The following is a 21752-nucleotide window of genomic DNA, read 5'->3' on the forward strand; positions in this document are numbered from 1 at the left end:
ACACAAAATCACCGTCCTGGCCGCCAGCGCTTGAGCAACAACGAATTAGTGACGACCGACACCGAACTCATTGCCATCGCCGCGCCCGCGATCACCGGATTGAGCAATCCGAACGCTGCGAGCGGGATGCCGAGTATGTTGTAGATGAACGCGAAAAAGAGATTCTGCCGGATCTTCGACAAGGTCGCGCGCGACAGATCGATCGCGTCGGCGACACCGTGCAGGCTGTTCCTCACCAGCGTGATGTCGGCTGCTTCGACCGCAACGTCCGCCCCGACCCCGATCGCGAACGACACCTCCGCCGCGGCGAGCGCCGGCGCATCGTTGATGCCGTCGCCGGCCATCCCGACCCGTTCGCCGCCTTGCGCGAAAGCCTGTACCACGGCCGCCTTGTCTGCCGGCATCACGCCCGCCTGCCACTCGTCGACGCCGGTTTCGCGAGCGATCGCGGCCGCCGTGGCGACGTGATCGCCGGTCAGCATCACGACCCGCAGGCCGCGCGCCTTCAAGCGCGCCACGGCGCTCGCCGAATCCTGCCGCACGCGATCGGCGACCGCGATCACGCCTGCGCACCGGCCGTCGACTGCGACCGCGACCATCGTCTTGCCGGCCGCTGCGAGGCTCTCCCAGGAGACGCCCGACATGTCGATGCCGCGCTCGGCGAGGAAAGCGGGAGTACCGAGCACGACGTCCCGTCCATCGACCCGGCCCGACAGTCCCTTGCCCGGCTCGGCGACGCTGTCCCCGGCCGACGCAATCGAGACGCCCGTCGCGCGCGCCTCGGCGACGACCGCCGCAGCGATCGGGTGCGCGCTGGCCTGCTCCAGTGCCGCGGCAATCCCGAGCAGGCCGGCGCGGTCCCAGCCGTCGGCCGGCACGACGTCGCTGACTGCCGGCGTACCTTCGGTCAGCGTGCCCGTCTTGTCGACCACCAGCACGCGGATTTTCTCGGCGAGTTCGAGCGCTTCGGCGTTCTTTACCAGCATGCCCGCGCGCGCGCCCTGCCCGGTCCCGACCATGATCGCGGTCGGCGTCGCGAGCCCCAGCGCGCACGGACATGCGATCACGAGCACGGCGACCGCGCTGATCAGCGCCTGCGCAAAGTCCCCGCCGAGCCACCACCATGAGACGAACGTGACGACGGCAATGCCGACCACCACCGGCACGAACACAGCCGCGATGCGGTCCGCGAGGCGCTGCACGGGCGCCTTCGAGCCCTGCGCCTGCTCGACCATGCGGATGATGCCGGCGAGCAACGTGTGGGCGCCGACGCCCGTCGCCCGGCAGCGCAACACCCCTTCGCCGTTGAGCGTCGCGGCGAACACCTTGTCACCGGGCCGCTTGTCGATCGGCATGCTCTCGCCGGTCAGCATCGCCTCGTTGAGTGCCGACGCTCCGGAGACGACTTCGCCATCGACCGGCACGGCATCTCCCGGCCGCACGACGAACAGATCAGCCGGCTTCAGGCTGTCGACCGGGACTGCAACCAGAACCCCGTCCCGCTCGACATGCGCGACCCGGGGCTGCAGGCGCAGCAGCGCATCGAGCGCAGCGGTGGTGCGTGCCTTTGCGCGCGCCTCCAGCAGCTTGCCGAGCAATATCAGGGTGATGATCATCGCGGACGCTTCGTAATACACGTGCAGATCGTGGCGGCCGAACAGCGTGACGATGGCGCTGTAGCTCCAGGCCATGCTCGTGCCAAGCACGACCAGCACGTCCATGTTCGCGCCGCCGCCTCGCAGCGAGGACCAGGCACCGCGGTAAAAACGCGCCCCGATCCAGAACTGCACCGGCGTCGCGAGCATCAATTGCAACCAGCGCGGCAGGAACTCGTGGTGCGCGTCGGCGGCCCAGCCCCCACCGAACATCGCAGGCATCTGGGCAGCGAGCGGCAGCGTCAGCAGCGCAGCAATCCAGAAGCGGCGCAGCTCGGCCTTCCACGCCGCGGCCTGCCGCAAACGCGCCTGCTCCCGGTCCGCAAGCCCGGTTTCCGTCGCAGCAAAACCGGCACGCTGCACGGCATCCTTCAGCGCTTCGATCGTGACCAGACCGGGCTGGTAACGCACGGTGGCGCGCTCGGTCGCGAAATTCACCACCGCCTCGGCGCCCGGCAGACGGTTGAGGACTTTTTCGAGCCGCGTGGCGCACGCCGCGCAGGTCATGCCCGAAATCGCCAGTTCCAGCGTCGCCGCCGGAACATCGAAACTCGCCTTGCGGATCGCCGCGACGACCTCCGCGGGGCCGGCCTCGGCGCCGGAGAAGTTGACGCGCGCTTTCTCGGCTGCGAGATTCACATTCGCGCTGACCCCCGGCAGGCGGTTCAGCACTTTCTCGATGCGGGCGGCGCAGGCAGCGCAAGTCATGCCCGAGACCGGCAGTTCGATTACAGCGTTGCGCGGATCCATCACGGGATTGTTCATTGGTCGACTCTGCAAAACACCGAAGGTCAGCGGTCCGCGGAAACGATGTTGCGGGCCGCAGCTGTCAGTGGCAGTCTAGACCCTGTACCAAAGTACGGAGTCAACTCCTATGAGCAGCGAAATCACAATCGGCACGCTGGCACGTTCTGCCGGCGTCGGCGTCGAGACCGTGCGCTACTACCAGCGTCGCGGCCTGCTGGCGACGGCAGGCACGAAGAAAGGGGCGTTTCGCGTCTATGGCGACTCGGAGCTCGCGCGCCTGCGTTTCATCCGCCGCGCCCAGGCGCTGGGTTTCAAGCTCGATGAAATCGCCAGCCTGCTCGCCCTCGACGAGGAAACCGACCGCGAAAGTGCCCGGGCCCTGGCAAGGGCGAAGATTGCGGATGTTGAAGAGCGCATTCGGCAACTTCAGAGCGTGCATTCCGCGTTGCAGGAGCTCGTCAGCTGCTGCGAGCACACGGAAGCACCGGCACCGTGTCCGATCCTGCGCACCCTCGGCGGCGAGGCTAATTGACAAAGTGGCATACGGAGAAAGGTTCGCTTGATGGCTGCATTCAGACTTCGCAGACCACCCCGCTCCACAGCTTGCCCCCGAGCGTCGGCGCGTTGAACAGCCCGAATACTCCGAACCCGAGCACCAGCAGACCGGCGGCGAAGCGAACCTTGCCGTTGCGCGTGACATCCCTGAACCGCTTGAAGAGCATTCCTGCCAGCATCAGGTTCGGCAGCGTCCCGAGCCCGAAGGCCAGCATCAGTCCGGCACCCCGCCCCGCCGAGCCGGTGACGAGCGCAGTGGTCAGCACGCTATAGACGAGACCGCACGGCAGGAACCCCCACAACAGGCCAAGCGGCAGGGCCTGAGCCGCCGAACGTGCCGGCAGGAAGCGCCGCGTCAGGGGCTGGACCCGCCGCCACAGCCGCAGTCCGACCCGCTCCACCGGGGTCAATAGACGCGTGAACCCGGTCAGGTACAAGCCGAGCGCGATGAGCATCAGGTTCGCCAGCACGTAGAGGCCGAGCTGGACCGGCAGCACGTCGTTGAACAGCAGCCCGACCGTGCCGAGCGCGCCGAGCACTGCGCCCAGCAGGGTGTAGGTGGCGATGCGGCCGAGATTGTAGGCGAGGTGGATCGGCCACTGCCGACGCGTGTCGCCCGGCATGCGCACCGAGGTCATCGCCCCGACGATCCCCCCGCACATGCTTACGCAATGAGTTCCGCCAAGCAGGCCGATGAGGAAAACTGCGATATAACCGGTTTCAGGCATCAGGTAGCGTCGAATACAAGCGAACGCGACGCGGTACCGCGTCGCAGAAAACGCTTCTATTCTAACACTCCCCCGTCGCCGGGCTCCGGCCGAGGCGCGGTCAGATCACCTTGGAGTAGCGAGCGCGCTCCCGATCGGCCCGCAGATACCGGTCGAACACCATCGCGATGCCCCGCACCAGAAGACGGCCTGCCGGCATGACGCTGATCCACTTGTCGGTAACCTCGACAAGCCCGGCCTCTTCCATTGCGCGCAGGTCCTGCAATTCTTCGGCGAAATATTCGTTGAACTTGACCAAGTGCGCGATTTCGATCGAATCGATCGAAAGCTCGAAATGACACATCAGCGCCTGGATGATCGAGCGGCGCAGCAGATCGTCGGCGGTCAGCTCGATGCCGCGCAGCACCGGCAGTTCGTCGCGATCGAGCGCGTCGTAATACTCGTCGAGCGACTTGTAGTTTTGCGAATATACCGGTCCGATCTTGCCGATCGCGGAGACGCCGAACGCGAGCAGGTCGCATTCGGCCTGCGTCGAATAGCCCTGGAAGTTCCGATGCAGCCGGCCCTGGCGCTGCGCGACGGTCAACTCGTCGTCGGGCTTCGCGAAGTGATCCATGCCGATATACACGTAGCCCGCGTCGGTCAGCCGGCGGATCGCCAGTTGCAGGATCTGCAGCTTCGCGTCCGAAGTGGGCATATCGACGACGGTGATGCGCCGTTGCGGCTTGAACAGACCCGGCAGATGCGCATAGCTGTAAAGCGAAATGCGGTCCGGGGACAGCGCAAGGACCTGTTCGAGCGTGCGGTTGAAGCTGATGATGTTCTGCTTCGGCAGCCCGTAGATCAGATCCAGGCTGATCGACTTGAAGCCGGTCGACCGGGCCGAGTCGATGACCAGCCTGGTTTCGTCGAAACTCTGCACGCGATTGACCGCGACCTGGACGTCCTCGTTGAAGTCCTGCACGCCGACGCTCATGCGGTTGAAACCCAGGTCGGCAAGCAGCTTGACCGTTTCGAAGTCGACTTTGCGCGGGTCCACTTCGATCGAGTATTCGCCGTTCGGCACCAGAGTGAAGCGCGAGCGGACCGAATCCATCAGCTGGCGCAACTCGTCGTGCGAAAGAAAAGTCGGCGTTCCTCCTCCGAGGTGCAACTGGGTGACCTGGTGGCTGCCGCCCAGCGCCTCGGCCTGCATCCCGATTTCTTTATCCAGATATTTCAGATACTTGGCGGAACGAGCATGATCTTTCGTGATGATCTTGTTACACGCGCAGTAGTAGCAAATCGTGTTACAAAATGGGATGTGGAAGTATAATGAAAGAGGTTTGCTTACCCCGCCCACCGCACGCTGGGCAAGCCAGTCCCGGAGGGCGCGGTCATCGAAGGCTTCGACGAAGCGATCGGCGGTCGGATAGGACGTATAGCGCGGCCCGTTGATATCAAAGCGGCGGATCAGCTGCGGGTCGAATACAAGATCGTTCTGGCTGGTCATGGTTGTATCGCTCGGGTGCGTTTCGTACGATCGCAAAAAGCAGCGCCGTGGGGGTTGACGTGGATCAACGGACTTCCTTGGCAATCGCAAGTCGGACTTGAACAGAGGGCATTATTATCGTGCAAATGAAGGCCACGGTGCCAATTACGGTAGCCAGTCTGAAAGTCGCGTGTTCCCAGTGCAACCTCGTCGAGCTGTGTCTGCCGTTCGGCATGTCGGAAAACGAGATCGACCGCCTCGACGAACTCGTCGGAGCGCGTCGCAAGATCAAGCGCCAGCATCACCTCTATCGTGCGGGCGACCCTTTCGAGGCGATCTACGCGATCCGGGCGGGTTCGTTCAAGACGGACGTGCTGCTTGAAGACGGACGCGAGCAGGTCACCGGTTTCCAGATGACCGGCGAGATGCTCGGGCTTGACGGCATCAGCACGGAATTGCACTCGTGCAACGCGATCGCGCTCGAGGATAGCGAAGTGTGCGTGATCGCTTACGGCAAGCTCGAAGAGCTGTCGCGCGTCGTCGAAGGTTTGCAGCATCAGTTCCACAAGGTGATGAGCCGCGAGATCGTGCGTGACCACGGCGTCATGACGCTGCTCGGTTCGATGCGCGCCGAAGAACGCTTGGCGGCGTTCCTGCTGAACATGTCGCAGCGATTCACCGCGCGCGGCTTTTCTGCGGCGGAATTCCACCTGCGGATGACGCGCGAGGAAATCGGCTCGTACCTGGGGCTGAAGCTGGAGACCGTGTCGCGGGCGTTCTCGAAGTTCCAGGAAGAGGGACTGATCGCTGTCCAGCAGAAGCACATCCGCATTCTCAATATCGGCGGCCTGAAAAAGCTGATCCAGCACCCGTCGCCGCGGGCCTGAGCTGCATCAGGAACCGCGCGACGGCGCATCCTGCCGCCGTCGCGCAGTCATCGTGGCTGTCAGGGCGGCAATGTCCTGCTCCGTCAACAACTCGCGCGCATAGGGCAGCAGTTCGCCCTCTTCGCGCTCCATGTGGCGCCGGTAACGAGCGGTGAATTGCTCGACCTCGGCGGCCGACAGCTCCGCCGGCTCGCCCCGCGAGATCGGATCGAGCTTCGCCCGGATTGCCGCCCACGCAGCGAACATTTCCTGGTGGTCCGCCAGGATCCAGTCGATCAGCTCGTACAGCGCTTCCCGGCGCCCGCCATCAACGCGCGCGCGCAAGACCGGGAACAGATCATCTTCCTCGTCGAGATGGTGATTCACGGCCGCGAGGTCGAAGTAACGCATCACGTTGACCGCCGCCTGTTGTGCCTGCCGGTCGGCGCCATGCTCGGGCAGCCACGCCGCGAGGCGCGACAGCGTCGCGAGCTGCGCCTGCAGACGTCCGTGGCAAGCTTCGAGCATTTCGAGCGGCGTCTCCAGGCCGGGAGCAACGGGTATCAGGGAATCAGCCATCAGAAAGCTCCGGTAAGAACAAGAAAGCCGGCCGCGTTCTTCGTCAACGCGACCGACACGATCCATGAAAAGACGAGCAATGCGCAGGCCAGCGCGAAGACGCGTATGCGCATCGTCGGGCCGCGGCGCAGCGCAACGTAACCGAGCACGACGTAGACGACCAGCCCGATCACCTTCGCCGTGACCCACGGGGCAACGAACGGGTACTGCGCGCTCAGCGCGGCGAGCGTGATCGCGCTGGCGAGAAATACGGTATCGACCACGTGCGGCAGAACGCGGGTCGCGCGATGATCGAGCAGCGGGCTGCGCCGCATCATCCAGATCCCCTGCAGCAGGAATCCCGACCCGCTCAACATGGCACACAGGATGTGCAGGTGTTTGATCGCAGCGTACACCGCACTTCACCCCGGCCGGCCGTCACTGCGCGGACGCAGATAAACAGGCAGATAGCGGGTTCCCCACAAGCCGAACACGCCTATCCAGCCCAGCGCCGCCGCGAGCATCACGCCGCTCGACCAGGAAGGCGGCACCAGTTCGCCGGCCACGCGCACGACCACGACGAGTTCGAGCCCGAGGAACAGCGACCACGTCAGCTTGTCCGCCACGAGCTTGCCCCCCGAATGTCCCAAGGTCACTCGCGACACCATGCCCAGCAGCACCGAGCCGAAGAATCCGACGCCCAGCGCGTGCAGCGGCGCGAGGCCGAGCCACGCGTGGCCGAACAGCGCAGCGACGCCTTGCAGCGTCGAGAGCAGGAAAGCGATCCCGAGCCACGCGAAACCGATGTGCAGCATCCCCAGCAGCGGCACGCGCAACGCCGGGACCAGGCGCCATTGCACCGACAGCCAGAGGGCAGTCGCCGCCGCCGGTGCATCGACGATCCAGGTCATTGCGCCGAACCCCGCCATCGTCAGCGCGCCGTGGATGACACTCGCCCCCAGCACGATGCCGAGCGCCCAGCGCGGACGGACAACCACGTAATCCTTGACGATGTTGCTGGAAAAAAACGGAATCATGCGGTGACAGACCGTAAAGAACACCGGCAGCAGGCACCACCACACACCGAGGCTGATCGCGACGCGCGCCCAGACGCCGTCACCGGTGATCGCAAAAACGAACCAGGCGAGCACTCCGAAGCCACCCGCCGCGAGCGCAGTGGTCACAAGTCGGGCGTGCAGCGAATCGGGATTGTCGTTGAACGCCACGCCCCACAGCACCCGCAGAACACCGCCCCAGCCGGCCAGCACCAGCAGCAGGCCGGCCGCAAGCAGGCCGGGAATCCACAATCCGAGGGTGGCAACTGCCCACCCGGCAACGAGCAGGCGCCACGGCAGCAGCCAGGCTGCCGCGGGCACATCCTGCGCGCCCTGCCAGCGCGGCATCGCGGTGAGGAGAAAACCGAACATGAACAACGGAAACACGCCGGCGAGGACCAGCAACGCGTGCATCCAGCCCGGCGGAAGCGTCCACGGCAGCGGCGCCACCGCGCCGACGCGGCCCGCGAGCTCGACTGCCCACAGCACGAAGGCCACGAGCAACATCACGCCACCGGAAAAGAACATCGTCCGATGCGGCGCTGCAAAGAGAATCGGCGGCGCGGGCGCGGCCTTGGTTTGAGTCTGCATGGTGCTGCGTTCCTTCAATGATCCCTGCGCGGGCCGCTGCGGCCGGGAATTCCGGGGGCAAGGGTCCGACACGGTAGAATGTCCAGTTGTTTCCGCTGGAGGCCAAGATGCCCAACCCCATTGCCGACATCCCCACCCTGCTGCGTCAGATTTCATTCTTCAGCGAACTTTCCGCCGACGACATCGACCGGGTTGCCCGCTACACCCGGGAACGCACGCTGGAAAAAGGTGAAGTCCTGTTTCAGCGCGGCGACCCGGTCCATGGTTTCTTTTTCGTCGTTTCCGGGCAGGTGAAACTCGCGGTTTCGTCGGCCCAGGGCAACGAGAAGGTTGTCGAGATCATCAGCCCGATGCACAGCTTCGGCGAAGCGGTGATGTTCCTGAACCGCCCGTATCCCGTTTTCGCCGAAGGACTCGTGCCCACCCGCCTCCTGCACATCGGGCAAGCGGTCGTCTCGGATCTGATCGACCAGGACTCCAGCTTCGCGCGCAAATTGCTGGCGGGCATGGCCATCCGGTTGCACAGCATGATCCAGGACGTCGAAATCTATTCGTTACGCTCGAGCACCCAGCGCGTGATCGGTTATCTGCTGCAGCAGGTCGAGCAGGACGGCGCCACCGGCGCTCGCGACATCCAGCTGCCGACCAGCAAGCAGGTCATTGCCTCGCGTCTGAACCTGACTCCCGAAACGCTTTCGCGAATTTTCCACGACCTCGTCAATGCAGGACTGATCACCGTCCACGGCAAACATATCGCACTGCACGATCCGGCCGGCCTCGCCCATTACCAGGGCTGATCGCAAGAGCTGGTGGGCTGGCAGGCCCGAAGCATTCTCCCCAGCGCCCGGAGTGCTCACCTTGACTCGGGTCAATTGCATAAAGAAGCCTGCGAAGAGGCCGTGACAACCGGAAAAACCGCGCCGCGAATGCTGCTCAACGCTCCAGGACATAGATTCCGGGCGCATCCGCGAGCCGGGGATATGCATCCGATGCGGCCGCCCGCGCATCGACCAGTTCTCCGCACCGCGGCGTGAGCCAGCTCATCCAGTCGGTCCACCAGCTGCCGGCCTCTTCCGCGGCTTTCGCGTACCACGCTTCCGCGGTGTCGGATCGGTGCGCGTCGGCGACACGGTACTTGCGCTTCGGCGGAGTCACGGGGGGATTGACGATGCCGAGGATGTGCCCCGAACTCGACAACACATAGCGCTTCGGTCCGGTGACGAAGTTGTTCACGCGATAGGCCTCGTGCCACGGCGCGATGTGGTCGTCCTCGGCGGCGACGGCGTACAGCGGCTGCGTGATGCGGGCGAGATCGATGGGCTCGCCCGCGATGGCCAGCGCATCCGGCTCGATCAGCCGGTTGTGCAGGTAGAGTTCGCGCAAATACCATGAGTGCATCGCGCACGGCATCCGCGTCGTATCCATGTTCCAGTACAGCACGTCGAACGGCGGCGGCGCCTCGCCATACAGCCAGCCGTGGACGACGTAGTGCCAGACGAGACTGTTGGAACGCAGCAGGCGAAAAGCGGAAGCCATCTCCTTGCCGTCGAGAAACCCCTTGCGCGCCATGCTGGCGGTCAGATAGCGAATGCTTCCCTCATCGATGAAGACTTCGATGTCGCCGGGTTTGCGGAAATCCACGAGCGTCGTCAGCAACGTCCAGTCCGCCACCGGGACGTCTTCCGGCTGGAAACGCCGATTGGCCCACGCCATGTACATCGACAGCGCCGTCCCGCCGATGCAGTAGCCCACGGCATGCACCCGCGCGGCGCCGGTAAAGCGACGGGCCGTCTCGACAATCGCGTGAACGCCGTCCTGCAGGTAACGATCGAACCCCACATCGCGCATTCCGGCGTCCGGGTTCTTCCAGCTGGTGATGAACACGTCCAGCCCCTGGTCCAGGAGGAAGCGGATCATGCTTTTCCTCGGCACCAGATCGAGAATGTAGAACTTGTTGATCCAGGGCGTGACGATCACGACCGGCTCCGCGTGCACTTTGGCCCGGGTCGGCGCGTAATGGATGATTTCCAGCAGATCGTTGCGGAAGATGACCGCGCCTGGCGTCGTTGCGAGGTTCCTGCCGACCTCGAAATCGTGCGGGTCGGTCATGCGCACGTCGCCCGCCTGCAGATCGCCGAGAAAAATGCCGTATCCGCGCAAGAGGCTCGCGCCGCGGGTCTGCATGGCCTTGCGCATCGCGACGGGGTTCGTCCAATAGAAGTTCGTCGGCGCAGCCGCATTGATCCACTGGCGCCACCAAAATGCCGCCCTGCGACGCTCCTTGCCGGACATTCCGGGAGTGTTGTACAGCATGTCCTGCATGTGGTGGGTAACTGCCAAATACCACTCCTTGACCAGATCCCAGGACGCCATATCCGTCCATACCGGGTCGGCAAAGCGTTCGTCGTCGATGTTCGGGCTGATTGGATCGGGATTCGTCAGCCCCACGGCGCGGCGCCACGAGTGCTCCTGCAGACGCCAAAGATCGGAGGACAGGCTGGCGATCCTTTCCGCAAGTTCCTGCGGATGCGCAAACCAGGCGAGTTGTGCATGCACGATCGGCGCCGCGACGCCGAGGGGATCGACGGTGCCCTCGACGTGCTCGTGGATCTCGCGCAGCGTCCGCCGCACTGCCTGCGGCGGCGTGAGCGGACTGGAGGGCTTTCCGTTTCTTGCTGTATTCACGATCATCATCCCGTCGTCTTGGGGGGCGAATCGCTGCGTGCTGCAATCGCCCCGCCGAAAGGGTCCTGCTCAATCGAGCGCGTAGACTTGCCCCGCTGCAGGAATCGTAATCCCGGGCCAGTGCAGCCGCGCGGCGAGCGCATCGGCAAACGCCGACGCGGCTTCCTGCTCGCCGTGAACAACGAACGTCCGACGCGGCGCCTCTTCGATGTGCGCGAGCCACTCCAGCAGCCCCGGCTGGTCTGCATGAGCCGAGAGTCCTCCGATGGTATGAACCTGCGCATGCACTGCGATGGGTTCACCGAACAGCGTGATCGTGCGGGCCCCGTCGACCAGCCGGCGGCCCAGCGTCCCTGCCGCCTGAAAGCCGCAGATCACGATGCTGCACTCGCTGCGGCCGACGTTGTACTTGAGGTGATGACGAATACGCCCGGCTTCGCACATGCCGCTTGCCGAGATGATGACCAGCCCTGAGGACTGTGCGTTCAATGCGATCGAGTCCTCGACGTCCTGCACGAAGCGCACGCTGATCCTTTCCGGATGGGCGCGAATCCAGGCGAGCAGGGACCGGGTTTCCTCGTCCCACAGCTCATCGTACCGCAGCGTCAGCTCCGTCACGGCCGATGCCATCGGCGAATCGACCACGACCTCGAGGCGCGGGATCTTCCCCGCCCTGGCAAGATCGGCAAGAACAAAGATCACCTCCTGCGTCCGCCCTACGGCAAAGGCAGGAATGATCACGTTGCCGCGCCTTTGCTCCAGGGTGTCGCGCAGGACGTGGACGAGTTCCGCCTCGGTAGCCTCGATCGGACGATGAGCACGATTGCCATACGTCGATTCGATGCACAGATAATCCGCCCTCGGGATCTTCACCGGATCCCGCAGCACCGGTCGCATCGGTCGCCCCAGGTCGCCGCTGAAAACCAGCCTGCGCGACGTCCCGCCCGTTTCGATATCGATTTCGATGATCGCCGAACCCAGGATGTGCCCGGCATCGCGGAACCGGCAGCGCACGCCGGGATGCGGAACGACCTCTTCATCGTAGGGAACCTTGCGCAGGCTCGCGAGGCTCTCGAGCGCCTGGTTAACCGTGTAGAGCGGCGCTGCCGACCAGCCGTGCCGCACGTTCTTCCGCCGGTTGTTGCGGACCGCCCACTCCGCCTCCTTCTCCTGTATGTGCGCCGAATCGAGCAGCATCACGCCGAGAAGGTCGACGGTGGCGGCGGTAGCATAGATTTTTCCCCGGTAACCGAGCGAAACCAGTCGCGGCACGAGCCCTGAATGATCGAGGTGGGCGTGGGTCAAGACAACGAAATCGACCTCACGAAGATCGAAATCGAGCGCCTGCAGGTTCTTTCGCATCGCATCGCGGCCACCCTGGAACATGCCGCAATCCACGAGGAACAGGCCACCCTCGTGGCGTACCTTCGCGCACGACCCGGTAACTTCGCCGGCGGCGCCCAAAAATGTCAGATCCATAGCCCCTCCCGCATTGCGGGTAGCTTGTTCTCATATCCCTTCGCGCTGGTTGACCTGGGTCAATCGTCCGCTGCTGCCCGCATCGCGCCATTGCCCCCGAGCTGGCTATAATCAACCGTCCATTCAAAAACCGAGGGAGCAGCGCGATGTTCAAGCACATTCTCGTCCCCACCGACGGCTCGCCGCTGTCGGAAGGCACTGTCGCACGTGCGGTTTCGTTCGCCAAGGATGCCGGCGCCCGGATCACCTTCTTTTATGCGCAGCCCGATTTTCCGATGCCGATCTATGGCGAAGGCGCACTGATCGATCCGACCACGCCGGAGCAGTTCGCGAAATCGGCTGAAGAGGAAGCGAGGAAGATCCTCGGCAAGGCCAAAGCGCTGGCAGACAGCGAAGGTGTCGCTGCCGACACCGACACGATCGTGAACGAAGTGCCGTACGAAGCGGTCATCGACGCGGCCAAGCGGCACGGCTGCGACCTGATCTTCATGGCTTCACATGGTCGGCGGGGAATTGCCGGCCTGCTGCTGGGTAGCGAGACACAGAAAGTGCTTACGCACAGCAATATTCCCGTACTGGTGTATCGCTGAGATTGACGACCGGCATGCGAGGCCTGCGAGGCGGGTCTCGCTGCAGTGAGCTAGGGCTGCGGCCGGTTGAGCTCTTCCGGGCTGCGCTGGAGAAACAGCGTCGCCAGGCTGGAGGCAGCACAGACGATCCAGAAACCGAAAAACCCGATCGAATAAGTGGCGGTCAGCGAATATTCGACGGGTTCGCCAAGAAAATACAGGGTCTTGGGATCGACAACCGTAAAGAAGACCGCCTCGGCAATGCCCGCGACAAGAAACGAAGGCCACAGGACCTGGATCCATTTCAGCACTTGACACCCCCTTCACCAGTCAGTTACGAATCCGCGGGGACTATCCGGATCTCCGCACCCGTCGGCACGAGGATGGTTTCACTGAGTCGCCACGTCTGCGCCTCATCCTCGAGCTGAATCAGCCACCGACCCGTCGATAGCGGCGCGACAGCACCGGTGAACACCCCGTCGCGTCCTTTGAGCAGGAGCTTCTGATCCTGCCCGGCGCGCGTCGGATGCGCGATCGTCAGCACCATCGTCGGGGGCAAGACGATTCCCTGCGCGGCGCCCAACCGAACATTGACCTCCTCCGCGCGAAGCCGGAAATCGGCGACGAGGCCCATTTCGCGTGCGCGGACCGAGCGCCCGATGGTTTTTTCGATTGTCTTGCCCTGCTGGTAGTAATCGTCCACCACCAGCCCGTCCCAGCTGGTGATCGCCAGCCACAAGGTCACCGCGCCCGCAATGACGGCGGTCGCCGGGATTGCGATCAGGAACCACGGCCAGCCCTGCTGGTACCACGGCTGAATGTCTTTCGTCAGGGCTGCTGTGCGCATTCGATTGATCCCTCTTAGCGAGGCAAATGGAAAGTCGTGTCTTCCTGCACCGACACGGACGGATCACCGCTCATGCCGACGTCGAAGACGATTTCGTGCGAACCCGGCGCGCCCGATTCAGGCGGCACCCGCACATGCACCGTCACGGATTCGGTCGACGCCGGAGCGATGCTCACCTGCCGGACACCGTCGATGCGAATCCCGTCGAGACCCGACACCGCGATGTCGAACACGCGGGGAGTCTCGAGCATGTTCATGATCTGCAACTGGTAGACATTCTCGATCAGGCCGCCTTCGACCTCGCGCGCCAGCGTCGCCCGATCGCGGATCACGTCCACCCGCAGGTCCGAACGCGTCGCCAGGCCCCACAGCAGCGCGATGCAAACGGACGTCAGGATTGCGCTATAGATCAACGTCCTCGGTCGCAACACATGCGCGATGATTTCCTTTCGTCCCCAGTGCTGCTTGAGCGCATTGTCGGTGGAATAACGGATCAGCCCGCGCGGATAGCCCATCCGGTCCATCACCTGGTCGCAGCCGTCGATACACGCCGCGCAACCGATGCATTCGTACTGCAAGCCCTGCCGGATGTCGATCCCGGTCGGGCACACCTGGACACAGATCCCGCAATCGACGCAGTCACCCAACCCGGCCGAGCGCGGTGCGACGCCCTTCCTGCGCGAACCGCGCGGCTCGCCGCGTTCCTGGTCATAGGTGACGACGAGCGTATCGGGGTCGAACATCACGCTCTGAAAGCGCGCATACGGGCACATGTACAGACAGACCTGCTCGCGCATCACTCCGGCAAAAAGATAGGTGAAGCCGCCGTAGAACAGGATCCAGAATATTTCCCAGGGTCCGAAACTCAGCATCTTCGCCGCCTGGAGCAACTCGTCGAGCGGCGTGAAATACGCCACCAGCGTGAAACCGGTCCACAGCGACAGAAGAATCCATGCGCCGTACTTTGCCGAGCGGATCGCGAGCTTTCGCGCCCCCATCGGCGCGCTGTCCAGTTTCTTGCGCTTGAGATGATCCCCTTCGATCTTCTCCTCGATCCACATGAATATTTCGGTGTAGACAGTCTGCGGACACGCGTACCCGCACCACAGCCGCCCGGCAATCGCGGTGAAGAAGAACAGCGCAAAAGCGGAGATGATCAGCAGGATCGCGAGGTAGAACACGTCCTGCGGCCAGAACACCCAGCCGAAGATGTAGAACTTGCGCTCGGTCAGGTGGAACAGCACTGCCTGTCGATCGTTCCACGTGAGCCAGGGCAGGCCGTAATAGAGGATCTGCGTAAACCACACCAGGACCCAGCGCCAGGTCGCAAAGCGGCCGCTCACCGAACGCACGTGGAGCTTCTTCCGCGCAGCATAGAGTTCGTCGGACTCGGCCGACTTGTCGCGCGGGGAAGGGAACTTCCGAAGGGGTATCGGGGCGGTCATATATCGCTATATCCGTAAGTTCTAATTTGGCGGGCTTGAATTCCCCGGGTCGCCCCCGGGGAATGACTGCTGCCCGAAACGGTTTACTGCGCCGGCTTGTTCGAGAGGCCGTACACGTACGCCGTCAGCAGGTGCACTTTCGCCTCGCCGAGGAATTCGCCGAATCCCGGCATCCGGTTCATCCGGCCCTTCGTGACCGTTTCCATGATCGTCGCCTCCGAAGACCCATAAAGCCAGGCGTCATCGGAAAGATCAGGAGCGCCCATCGCCGGCATCCCTTTCGCTTCGGCTCCGTGGCATGCCACGCAGTTCTGCTGGAACAGCTCTGCACCGCGCTGCGCACGCAGCGAGTCGTGCGCGAGGCCGGACAGCGAGCGCACGTAGTTCGCGACATCCTTCACCCCGTCGGCACCGAGCGTCGGACCGAGAGGGGGCATCACGCCGATCCGCCCGTTGGTGATGGTGGCCTTGATCGTCTCGGGATCGCCGCCCCAATGCCAGGCCTTGTCGGTGAGGTTCGGGAAGCCTTTCGCACCGCGCGCATCCGAGCCGTGGCACTGCGCGCAGTAGGTCACGAACAGCCGCTGCCCCATCCCCCGGGCCTCGGGGTCCGCGGCCACTCCCGCCACGTCCATGCCCTGGTACTTGGCGAAGATCGGCGCATAGCGCTCCTCCGCCTTCCGGGTCTCCGTTTCGTACTGCCCGACCGACGCCCAGCCGAGCACGCCCTTGGTGTTGCCGAATCCCGGATACAGGATCAGGTAGACCACCGCGAAAACCAGCGTCAGCCAGAACAGATACAACCACCAGCGCGGCAGCGGGTTGTTGTATTCGGCGAGGTTCTCGTCCCAGACGTGGCCGTGCAACTCGACCGGACCGGTCTCACGCTTGTTGTTCGACATCAGCACGAACAGGCAGAACAGCAGGCTCAGGGCCACCAGGCCCATCACATACATGTTCCAGAAGCCGCTAACAAAGTCAGCCATTTTTCATCCTTCCTTGGCTTGCCGGGCAGCATGTGGCACCGGCGCATCATCGTCGGTGAAGGGAAGCAGCGCCGCTTCATCGAATCCGGCCCGGGCACGCTTGCTGTAAGCCCAGAAACAGATACCCAGGAAGCAGGCCATGCCGAGTACGGTGATGAGGGATCGCAAATCGTTGATATCCACGGCGCTTCTCCTGCTCGTCACTTGAAGTTCGAAAGCGCGGTACCCAGCCCCTGCAGGTACGCGATCAGCGCTTCCATCTCGGTCTTGCCTTCGAGCGCTGCCCGGGCCCCCGCGATTTCCTCATCGGAATACGGATGGCCGAGGGTGCGCAGCACCTGCATCTTCTGCTCGATGTCGTCCGCCTCGACCGGGCGTTCGAGCCACGAGAACGCAGGCATGTTCGATTCCGGCACGACATCGCGCGGATTGTTTAGATGCACCCGGTGCCACTCGTCCGAGTAGCGACCGCCGACGCGCTGCAGGTCGGGGCCGGTCCGCTTCGAGCCCCACTGGAACGGCCGGTCATAGATGAATTCGCCGGCGACCGAGTAGTGGCCGTAGCGTTCGGTCTCGGCGCGGAACGGGCGAATCATCTGCGAGTGGCAGTTGTAGCAGCCTTCGCGGACGTAGATGTCGCGCCCGACGAGCCGGACCGGATCGTACGGCTTGACGTTCAGCGGGTTGCCCTGGCGATCGATCGGCATCGTCGTCGACTTCTGGAAGAACAGCGGGACGATCTCGACGAGACCACCGACGCTCACCGTCAGCAGCGTGAGCACGATCAGCCAGCCAACGCTGCGCTCGATGAAATCGTGATTCGATTTGGATTTGGCCATGTCACGTTTCTCCGATCAGGCGTGCGCAGCGGCGGGAAGCACGACGGGAGCGTCGTACGCGCGGTGGCCGGCCATCGTTTTGACCATGTTGTAGAACATGATGAGCATGCCGGTCAGGAAGAGCACTCCCCCTGCCAGGCGAATCGACCAGAACGGGTAGCTCGCCTTGACGCTCTCGACGAACGAGTACGTAAGGGTGCCGTCCGGATTCGTCGCGCGCCACATCAGCCCCTGCATCACGCCGGCAATCCACATCGACGCGATATACAGCACGATGCCGATCGTCGCGATCCAGAAGTGGGCATTGATCAGGCCCGTCGAATACATCTCGGTCCGGCCGTACATGCGCGGCAGGAGGTAATACATCGAGCCGATCGAGATCATCGCGACCCAGCCGAGCGCGCCCGAATGGACGTGACCGACAGTCCAGTCCGTGTAGTGCGACAGCGCGTTCACCGTCTTGATCGACATCATCGGGCCTTCGAAGGTCGACATGCCATAGAACGACAACGCGGTGATCAGGAACTTCAGGATCGGGTCGGTGCGCAGTTTGTGCCACGCGCCGGACAACGTCATGATGCCGTTGATCATGCCGCCCCACGACGGCGCCAGCAGGATCAGCGAGAACACCATGCCGACCGACTGGGTCCAGTCGGGCAGCGCGGTGTAGTGCAGATGGTGCGGGCCCGCCCACATGTAGGTGAAGATCAGCGCCCAGAAGTGCACCACCGACAGGCGGTACGAATACACCGGGCGCTCGGCCTGCTTCGGCACGAAGTAATACATCATGCCGAGGAAGCCGGCGGTCAGGAAGAAGCCCACCGCGTTGTGGCCGTACCACCACTGCACCATCGCGTCCTGCACGCCGGCGTACGCCGAATAGGACTTGGTGAGCGTCACCGGAAGCGCTGCGCTATTGACGATATGCAGCAGCGCGACGGTCAGGATGAACGCGCCGAAGAACCAGTTCGCGACGTAGATATGCGAGGTCTTGCGCTTGGCGATGGTGCCGAAGAACACGATCGCGTAGGACACCCACACCACCGCGATCAGGATGTCGATCGGCCATTCGAGCTCGGCGTACTCCTTGCTGCTCGTGATGCCGAGCGGCAGCGTGACCGCGGCCAGCACGATGACCAGTTGCCAGCCCCAGAACGTGAAAGCCGCGAGACCCGGCGCGAACAGCGTGGTATGACAGGTGCGCTGGACGACGAAATATGACGTCGCAAACAAGGCGCAGCCGCCGAACGCGAAAATCACCGCGTTTGTGTGAAGCGGACGCAACCTGCCGAAGTGGAACCATTCCCCGACGTTGAGTTCCGGCCATACAAGCTGTGCCGCAATGATCACGCCGACCAGCATGCCCACGATTCCCCACACCACTGTCATGATGGAGAACTGGCGCACGACTTTGTAGTTGTAAGTCGCTTGCGATTGCATGTAACTGCCCCCCTGATGAAAAACCTTTGCGTCCGGTCTGCAATCATCCACGCGCTAGCAGCCCGGACGAACACGTTGATGCACAACACCGCTGACCGGCCGTTGACTTAGGTCAACATTATATTGCACCGCGCAATCGGGCGGAAGCACATGAGGCATCAATCGCGCAAAAAACCATGTTGGTAACATGGTGAAAATCGCAGGCAAAAAAAAGGGTGCGTATCGAACGCACCCCCAACCCCAACAGAGAGACATGAATACCAGTTGCCGGAATGCCGCCCGAAACTTCGCGGCGACACCCGTGAAAACCATGGGAAAAGTATGCCCATCTCGCCCGGATGAAGTTTTGACCAGGGTCAACAAAGAGTGCCCCCGGCAGCGCTGCGATGTGCCCCGACTCACTTCGCCGACTCACTTCGCCGACTCACTTCGCCGACTTACTTCGGCGGCTCGCAGTCGGTGCCGTCCGGCTGCTTCTCGGCAGGCGGCGGGGCGTCGCGGTCGTCCATCAGCACCCGGTACGCCGGACCTTCCATATCGTCGTACTGCCCTGACTTGAGCGACCACCAGAAGATCACGCCGATCACGAAAACCAGCACGACCGAGAGCGGGATCAGGATGTAAAGGCTTTCCATCAGCGAACCCGGCTGCGCGGTTGGCGCTGCAGGCGCAGCGCGTTGAGAACGACGAGCAGCGAGCTTCCGGCCATGCCGATGCCCGCCATCCAGGGCGTGACGAGGCCCGCCATCGCAAGCGGCACCGAAGTGAAGTTGTACGCGAACGACCACCACAGGTTCTGCCGGATGATCCGCAACGTGCGGCGCGAAAGATCGAGCCCGCACCCCAACCCCGCGAGGCTCTCGCTCAACAGCACGATGTCGGCTTCGTTGCGGGCGAGCTCGGTGCCGCCGCCCATCGCCACCGACACGTGGGCCTGGGCAAGCACCGGAGCATCATTCACGCCGTCGCCGACCATCGCCACCACTGCCCCGGGAGCACGCTGCAACCTCGCCAGGAACTGCTGCTTGCCCTGCGGCGTCAGCGCGCCGTGCGCGTCGTCGATGCCGAGACCATGCGCGACCGCATCGACCGCGCCGGGCGAATCGCCGCTCAGCACCGTCAGGCGCACTTTCTCTGCGCGAAGCTTCGCCGTCAGCTGCGCGGCTTCCTCGCGGGGCACGTCCGCGAGGCGGAACAGCGCGAGCCATTCGCCCGTCCTGCCGAGCGCGATCATCGACCCGCCCCGCGCCTCGAACTCCGCGCAGCGCGCCGATTCAGGGATGCCCAGTTGCGCAGCGACGTATGCCGCCCGCCCGATCGCATGGCGCACGCCCTCGATCCGCCCCGCGATGCCTTGCCCGGTTTGCGCGACGACCTCCTCGACCGCGGGCAGAACGGCGTCTTCTGCCGCGCGGCGCAGTCCCTCGGCGACCGCATGCTCGGAGTCGCGCTCGAGCGCCGCCGCCAACGTGCGCAATTCGGCTTCACCAAGGTCGCCGAGCGGCAGAACTTCCTCGAGGCTCATCCGCCCCCGCGTCAGCGTGCCGGTCTTGTCGAAGACGAAGTGGTTCGCGCGCCCGAGCGTCTCGATCGCATGCCCGCGCGTCACCAGCACGCCCATTCGGGCCAGCGCGTCGGTCGCCACCGTCAGCGCCGTCGGCGTCGCCAGCGACAGCGCACAAGGACACGCGACCACCAGCACCGACACGAACACCCACAGCGCCCGTTCCGGCTCGATGAAGTACCACGCGAGACCCGTCGCGAACGCAAGCGCGAGCAGCGCGACGATGAACACGGCCGCAAAGCGGTCCGACTGCTGCGCGATGCGGGGCTTTTCGCTCGCGCCGCGCTCCATCAGGCGGCGGATCGCCGCGAGGCGGGTCGAGTCCCCGACCTGCTCGACGCGCACCGTCAGCGGGCTCGAAATGTTGATGCTGCCGCCGGTGACCGGACTCCCGGCAGACTTCGGCACCGGCAGGCTCTCGCCGGTCAAGAGCGCCTCGTTCGCCTCGCTGCGCCCGTCGACGACGACGCCGTCGGCGGGCATCACTTCACCGGGACGCACCCGCACGAAGTTGCCCGGCACCAGCTGCGACACCGGCACGCGCTCACCCTCCGGCGCCGGCCAGCCGGGCAGGCACTCGGCAAACGCCGGCAGCACCTTGCCAAGTTCCTCGACGCCACGCACCGCTTTCTGGCGCGCCACCATCTCCAGATAGCGCCCGCACAACAGGAAGAACACGAACATCGTCACCGAGTCGAAATACACTTCCCCGCTCCCGGCGAGCGTCGCCCAGACGCTCGCCGCGAAGGCGCTGCCAACTCCAAGCGCCACCGGCACGTCCATGCCCAGGCGGCGCAACTTCAGATCGCGCAGCGCCCGCCGGAAAAACGGCGCCGCGGAATACAGCACGACCGGAAGCGTCAACAGCAGGCTCGCCCAGCGCATCAGCTGCGCGATGTCCGGCGCGAGGTCGCCCTCCGGGGCGATGTACGCCGGGAAGGCGTACATCATCACCTGCATCATGCCGAAGCCGGCGACGAAGACGCGCCACAGCATCGAGCGGCGCTCGCGCTTGCCGATCTGCTCCGAGCGCTCGGCGTCGTACGGATACGCGCGGTAGCCGATCGCCTGGATCGCGGAGAGGATCCCGGACAGCTTGATGCGCCGCTCGTCCCAGCGCACCCGCGCCCGCCGCGTCGCATAGTTGACCTCGACCAGCGAAACACCCGGCTGGCGCGCGACATGCTGTTCGTTCAGCCACACGCACGCGGCGCAGGTGATGCCTTCGAGGATCAGCGCCGCCTCGCGCTCATGCTCGCCGATCGGCTGCACGAAGGTTTTCTGGAAATCGGGATGATCGAACAGCCCGAGTTCCTGCAGTTCGGCCGGCAGCGCCTCCTTCTGCGGCTCGGGCATCGCGTCGCGATGGCGATAGTAATCAGTGAGTCCGTTCGCGACGATCGACCCGGCGACAGCCTCACAGCCGACGCAGCACATGCGCCGCGACGCGCCGTCGATCGTCACGTAGTGGTGCGTGTCGGGCGGGACCGGCAGGCCGCAGTGATAGCAGTCCTGCTCAGGCAACGATGCTCGGACAGACTCGATTTCGGAAGCGCTCATCAGGGAAACACCGAGGGCGGCGAGTGGGCGGCCCCACCCGTCCGTTCAGGCATCGAAACGTCTTTTAGCACAGTTGACGTCCCGCCGCTATTGCAGTGCAGCAAAACTTGCG

At 64.1% G+C, this 21752-nt stretch carries 21 protein-coding genes; 4 read left to right on the forward strand and 17 right to left on the reverse strand.

Going from position 1 to position 21752, the window contains the following annotated elements:
• Positions 1-8: 8 nt before the first annotated feature.
• Complete coding sequence (locus GO606_RS05125; RefSeq protein WP_169119027.1) at positions 9-2420, reverse strand: heavy metal translocating P-type ATPase; 2412 nt, start codon at positions 2418-2420, stop codon at positions 9-11.
• Between the two features lie 109 nt (positions 2421-2529).
• On the opposite strand from GO606_RS05125, the gene GO606_RS05130 reads away from it, so the two are divergent.
• Entirely contained in the window at positions 2530-2934 is a 405-nt protein-coding gene (locus tag GO606_RS05130; RefSeq protein ID WP_169119026.1) for a MerR family DNA-binding protein, read from the forward strand.
• A gap of 40 nt (positions 2935-2974) precedes the next feature.
• On the opposite strand, the gene GO606_RS05135 is transcribed toward GO606_RS05130, so the two are convergent.
• Both GO606_RS05135 and hemN read right to left on the reverse strand, forming a co-directional pair.
• Complete coding sequence (locus GO606_RS05135) at positions 2975-3685, reverse strand: sulfite exporter TauE/SafE family protein (RefSeq protein ID WP_169119025.1); 711 nt, start codon at positions 3683-3685, stop codon at positions 2975-2977.
• Between the two features lie 100 nt (positions 3686-3785).
• Complete coding sequence (gene hemN / locus GO606_RS05140) at positions 3786-5177, reverse strand: oxygen-independent coproporphyrinogen III oxidase (protein ID WP_169119024.1); 1392 nt, start codon at positions 5175-5177, stop codon at positions 3786-3788.
• A 125-nt stretch (positions 5178-5302) separates the two neighbouring features.
• Between hemN and fnr the strand changes: the two genes are divergently transcribed.
• On the forward strand, positions 5303-6043 hold the full coding sequence (fnr, locus tag GO606_RS05145) for a fumarate/nitrate reduction transcriptional regulator Fnr (RefSeq protein WP_169119033.1): 741 nt from the start codon (positions 5303-5305) through the stop codon (positions 6041-6043).
• 6 nt (positions 6044-6049) lie between these two features.
• Here fnr and GO606_RS05150 read toward each other — a convergent pair whose 3' ends face one another.
• The 3 genes from GO606_RS05150 to GO606_RS05160 are packed head-to-tail and all read right to left on the reverse strand — an operon-like array spanning position 6050 to position 8226.
• A complete protein-coding gene (locus tag GO606_RS05150) occupies positions 6050-6601 on the reverse strand; it encodes a hemerythrin domain-containing protein (protein ID WP_169119023.1) in 552 nt (183 codons plus the stop codon).
• Positions 6601-6996, reverse strand: a complete 396-nt coding sequence (locus GO606_RS05155) for a SirB2 family protein (protein WP_169119022.1) — start codon at positions 6994-6996, stop codon at positions 6601-6603. Before GO606_RS05155 ends, GO606_RS05150 begins: the two co-directional genes overlap by 1 nt.
• A 6-nt stretch (positions 6997-7002) precedes the next feature.
• Positions 7003-8226, reverse strand: coding sequence for an NnrS family protein (locus GO606_RS05160; RefSeq protein WP_169119021.1), 1224 nt, complete (start codon positions 8224-8226; stop codon positions 7003-7005).
• A 107-nt stretch (positions 8227-8333) separates the two neighbouring features.
• Here GO606_RS05160 and GO606_RS05165 point away from each other — a divergent pair, with 107 nt between their 5' ends.
• Positions 8334-9023, forward strand: a complete 690-nt coding sequence (locus GO606_RS05165) for a Crp/Fnr family transcriptional regulator (RefSeq protein ID WP_169119020.1) — start codon at positions 8334-8336, stop codon at positions 9021-9023.
• A 136-nt stretch (positions 9024-9159) separates the two neighbouring features.
• Here the strand turns inward: GO606_RS05165 and GO606_RS05170 are convergent, their stop codons facing one another.
• Together GO606_RS05170 and GO606_RS05175 are read right to left on the reverse strand one after the other, a co-directional pair.
• A complete protein-coding gene (locus GO606_RS05170) occupies positions 9160-10917 on the reverse strand; it encodes a PHA/PHB synthase family protein (RefSeq protein ID WP_425532190.1) in 1758 nt (585 codons plus the stop codon).
• 63 nt (positions 10918-10980) lie between these two features.
• A complete protein-coding gene (locus tag GO606_RS05175; RefSeq protein ID WP_169119019.1) occupies positions 10981-12390 on the reverse strand; it encodes an MBL fold metallo-hydrolase RNA specificity domain-containing protein in 1410 nt (469 codons plus the stop codon).
• A gap of 146 nt (positions 12391-12536) precedes the next feature.
• Here GO606_RS05175 and GO606_RS05180 point away from each other — a divergent pair, with 146 nt between their 5' ends.
• Positions 12537-12980 (forward strand): universal stress protein, encoded by a 444-nt coding sequence (locus GO606_RS05180; protein ID WP_169119018.1) that lies wholly within the window; start codon positions 12537-12539, stop codon positions 12978-12980.
• Positions 12981-13030: 50 nt separating this feature from the next.
• Here the strand turns inward: GO606_RS05180 and GO606_RS05185 are convergent, their stop codons facing one another.
• From GO606_RS05185 to GO606_RS05225, 9 genes are all read right to left on the reverse strand, one after another.
• Entirely contained in the window at positions 13031-13270 is a 240-nt protein-coding gene (locus tag GO606_RS05185; protein ID WP_169119017.1) for a hypothetical protein, read from the reverse strand.
• Positions 13271-13293: 23 nt separating this feature from the next.
• Positions 13294-13806 carry a FixH family protein gene (locus tag GO606_RS05190; RefSeq protein WP_169119016.1) on the reverse strand — a complete coding sequence of 171 codons (513 nt, stop codon included), beginning with the start codon at positions 13804-13806 and terminating at the stop codon, positions 13294-13296.
• A gap of 14 nt (positions 13807-13820) precedes the next feature.
• A complete protein-coding gene (gene ccoG, locus GO606_RS05195; protein ID WP_169119015.1) occupies positions 13821-15251 on the reverse strand; it encodes a cytochrome c oxidase accessory protein CcoG in 1431 nt (476 codons plus the stop codon).
• 83 nt (positions 15252-15334) lie between these two features.
• Entirely contained in the window at positions 15335-16237 is a 903-nt protein-coding gene (gene ccoP, locus GO606_RS05200; protein WP_169119014.1) for a cytochrome-c oxidase, cbb3-type subunit III, read from the reverse strand.
• Positions 16238-16240: 3 nt separating this feature from the next.
• Entirely contained in the window at positions 16241-16420 is a 180-nt protein-coding gene (locus tag GO606_RS05205) for a CcoQ/FixQ family Cbb3-type cytochrome c oxidase assembly chaperone (RefSeq protein WP_011238721.1), read from the reverse strand.
• A 17-nt stretch (positions 16421-16437) separates the two neighbouring features.
• Positions 16438-17076, reverse strand: coding sequence for a cytochrome-c oxidase, cbb3-type subunit II (gene ccoO / locus GO606_RS05210; RefSeq protein ID WP_011238720.1), 639 nt, complete (start codon positions 17074-17076; stop codon positions 16438-16440).
• 15 nt (positions 17077-17091) lie between these two features.
• Entirely contained in the window at positions 17092-18516 is a 1425-nt protein-coding gene (gene ccoN / locus GO606_RS05215; protein WP_169119013.1) for a cytochrome-c oxidase, cbb3-type subunit I, read from the reverse strand.
• A gap of 437 nt (positions 18517-18953) precedes the next feature.
• Entirely contained in the window at positions 18954-19151 is a 198-nt protein-coding gene (gene ccoS, locus GO606_RS05220) for a cbb3-type cytochrome oxidase assembly protein CcoS (protein ID WP_169119012.1), read from the reverse strand.
• Positions 19151-21640, reverse strand: a complete 2490-nt coding sequence (locus tag GO606_RS05225) for a heavy metal translocating P-type ATPase (RefSeq protein ID WP_169119011.1) — start codon at positions 21638-21640, stop codon at positions 19151-19153. The genes ccoS and GO606_RS05225 overlap by 1 nt, the downstream gene beginning before the upstream one ends.
• Positions 21641-21752: the final 112 nt, after the last annotated feature.

Source organism: Aromatoleum anaerobium, assembly GCF_012910705.2.
In the GTDB taxonomy this organism is placed as follows: domain Bacteria; phylum Pseudomonadota; class Gammaproteobacteria; order Burkholderiales; family Rhodocyclaceae; genus Aromatoleum; species Aromatoleum anaerobium.

Bases quoted from the DNA above. Each gene is read 5' to 3' on its own strand.
- GO606_RS05125 (WP_169119027.1), bottom strand. From the start codon at position 2,420: ATGAACAATCCCGTGATGGATCCGCGCAACGCTGTAATCGAACTGCCG.
- GO606_RS05130 (WP_169119026.1), top strand. From the start codon at position 2,530: ATGAGCAGCGAAATCACAATCGGCACGCTGGCACGTTCTGCCGGCGTC.
- GO606_RS05135 (WP_169119025.1), bottom strand. From the start codon at position 3,685: ATGCCTGAAACCGGTTATATCGCAGTTTTCCTCATCGGCCTGCTTGGC.
- hemN (WP_169119024.1), bottom strand. From the start codon at position 5,177: ATGACCAGCCAGAACGATCTTGTATTCGACCCGCAGCTGATCCGCCGC.
- fnr (WP_169119033.1), top strand. From the start codon at position 5,303: ATGAAGGCCACGGTGCCAATTACGGTAGCCAGTCTGAAAGTCGCGTGT.
- GO606_RS05150 (WP_169119023.1), bottom strand. From the start codon at position 6,601: ATGGCTGATTCCCTGATACCCGTTGCTCCCGGCCTGGAGACGCCGCTC.
- GO606_RS05160 (WP_169119021.1), bottom strand. From the start codon at position 8,226: ATGCAGACTCAAACCAAGGCCGCGCCCGCGCCGCCGATTCTCTTTGCA.
- GO606_RS05165 (WP_169119020.1), top strand. From the start codon at position 8,334: ATGCCCAACCCCATTGCCGACATCCCCACCCTGCTGCGTCAGATTTCA.
- GO606_RS05170 (WP_425532190.1), bottom strand. From the start codon at position 10,917: ATGATCGTGAATACAGCAAGAAACGGAAAGCCCTCCAGTCCGCTCACG.
- GO606_RS05175 (WP_169119019.1), bottom strand. From the start codon at position 12,390: ATGGATCTGACATTTTTGGGCGCCGCCGGCGAAGTTACCGGGTCGTGC.
- GO606_RS05180 (WP_169119018.1), top strand. From the start codon at position 12,537: ATGTTCAAGCACATTCTCGTCCCCACCGACGGCTCGCCGCTGTCGGAA.
- GO606_RS05190 (WP_169119016.1), bottom strand. From the start codon at position 13,806: ATGCGCACAGCAGCCCTGACGAAAGACATTCAGCCGTGGTACCAGCAG.
- ccoG (WP_169119015.1), bottom strand. From the start codon at position 15,251: ATGACCGCCCCGATACCCCTTCGGAAGTTCCCTTCCCCGCGCGACAAG.
- ccoP (WP_169119014.1), bottom strand. From the start codon at position 16,237: ATGGCTGACTTTGTTAGCGGCTTCTGGAACATGTATGTGATGGGCCTG.
- ccoO (WP_011238720.1), bottom strand. From the start codon at position 17,076: ATGGCCAAATCCAAATCGAATCACGATTTCATCGAGCGCAGCGTTGGC.
- ccoN (WP_169119013.1), bottom strand. From the start codon at position 18,516: ATGCAATCGCAAGCGACTTACAACTACAAAGTCGTGCGCCAGTTCTCC.
- ccoS (WP_169119012.1), bottom strand. From the start codon at position 19,151: ATGGAAAGCCTTTACATCCTGATCCCGCTCTCGGTCGTGCTGGTTTTC.
- GO606_RS05225 (WP_169119011.1), bottom strand. From the start codon at position 21,640: ATGAGCGCTTCCGAAATCGAGTCTGTCCGAGCATCGTTGCCTGAGCAG.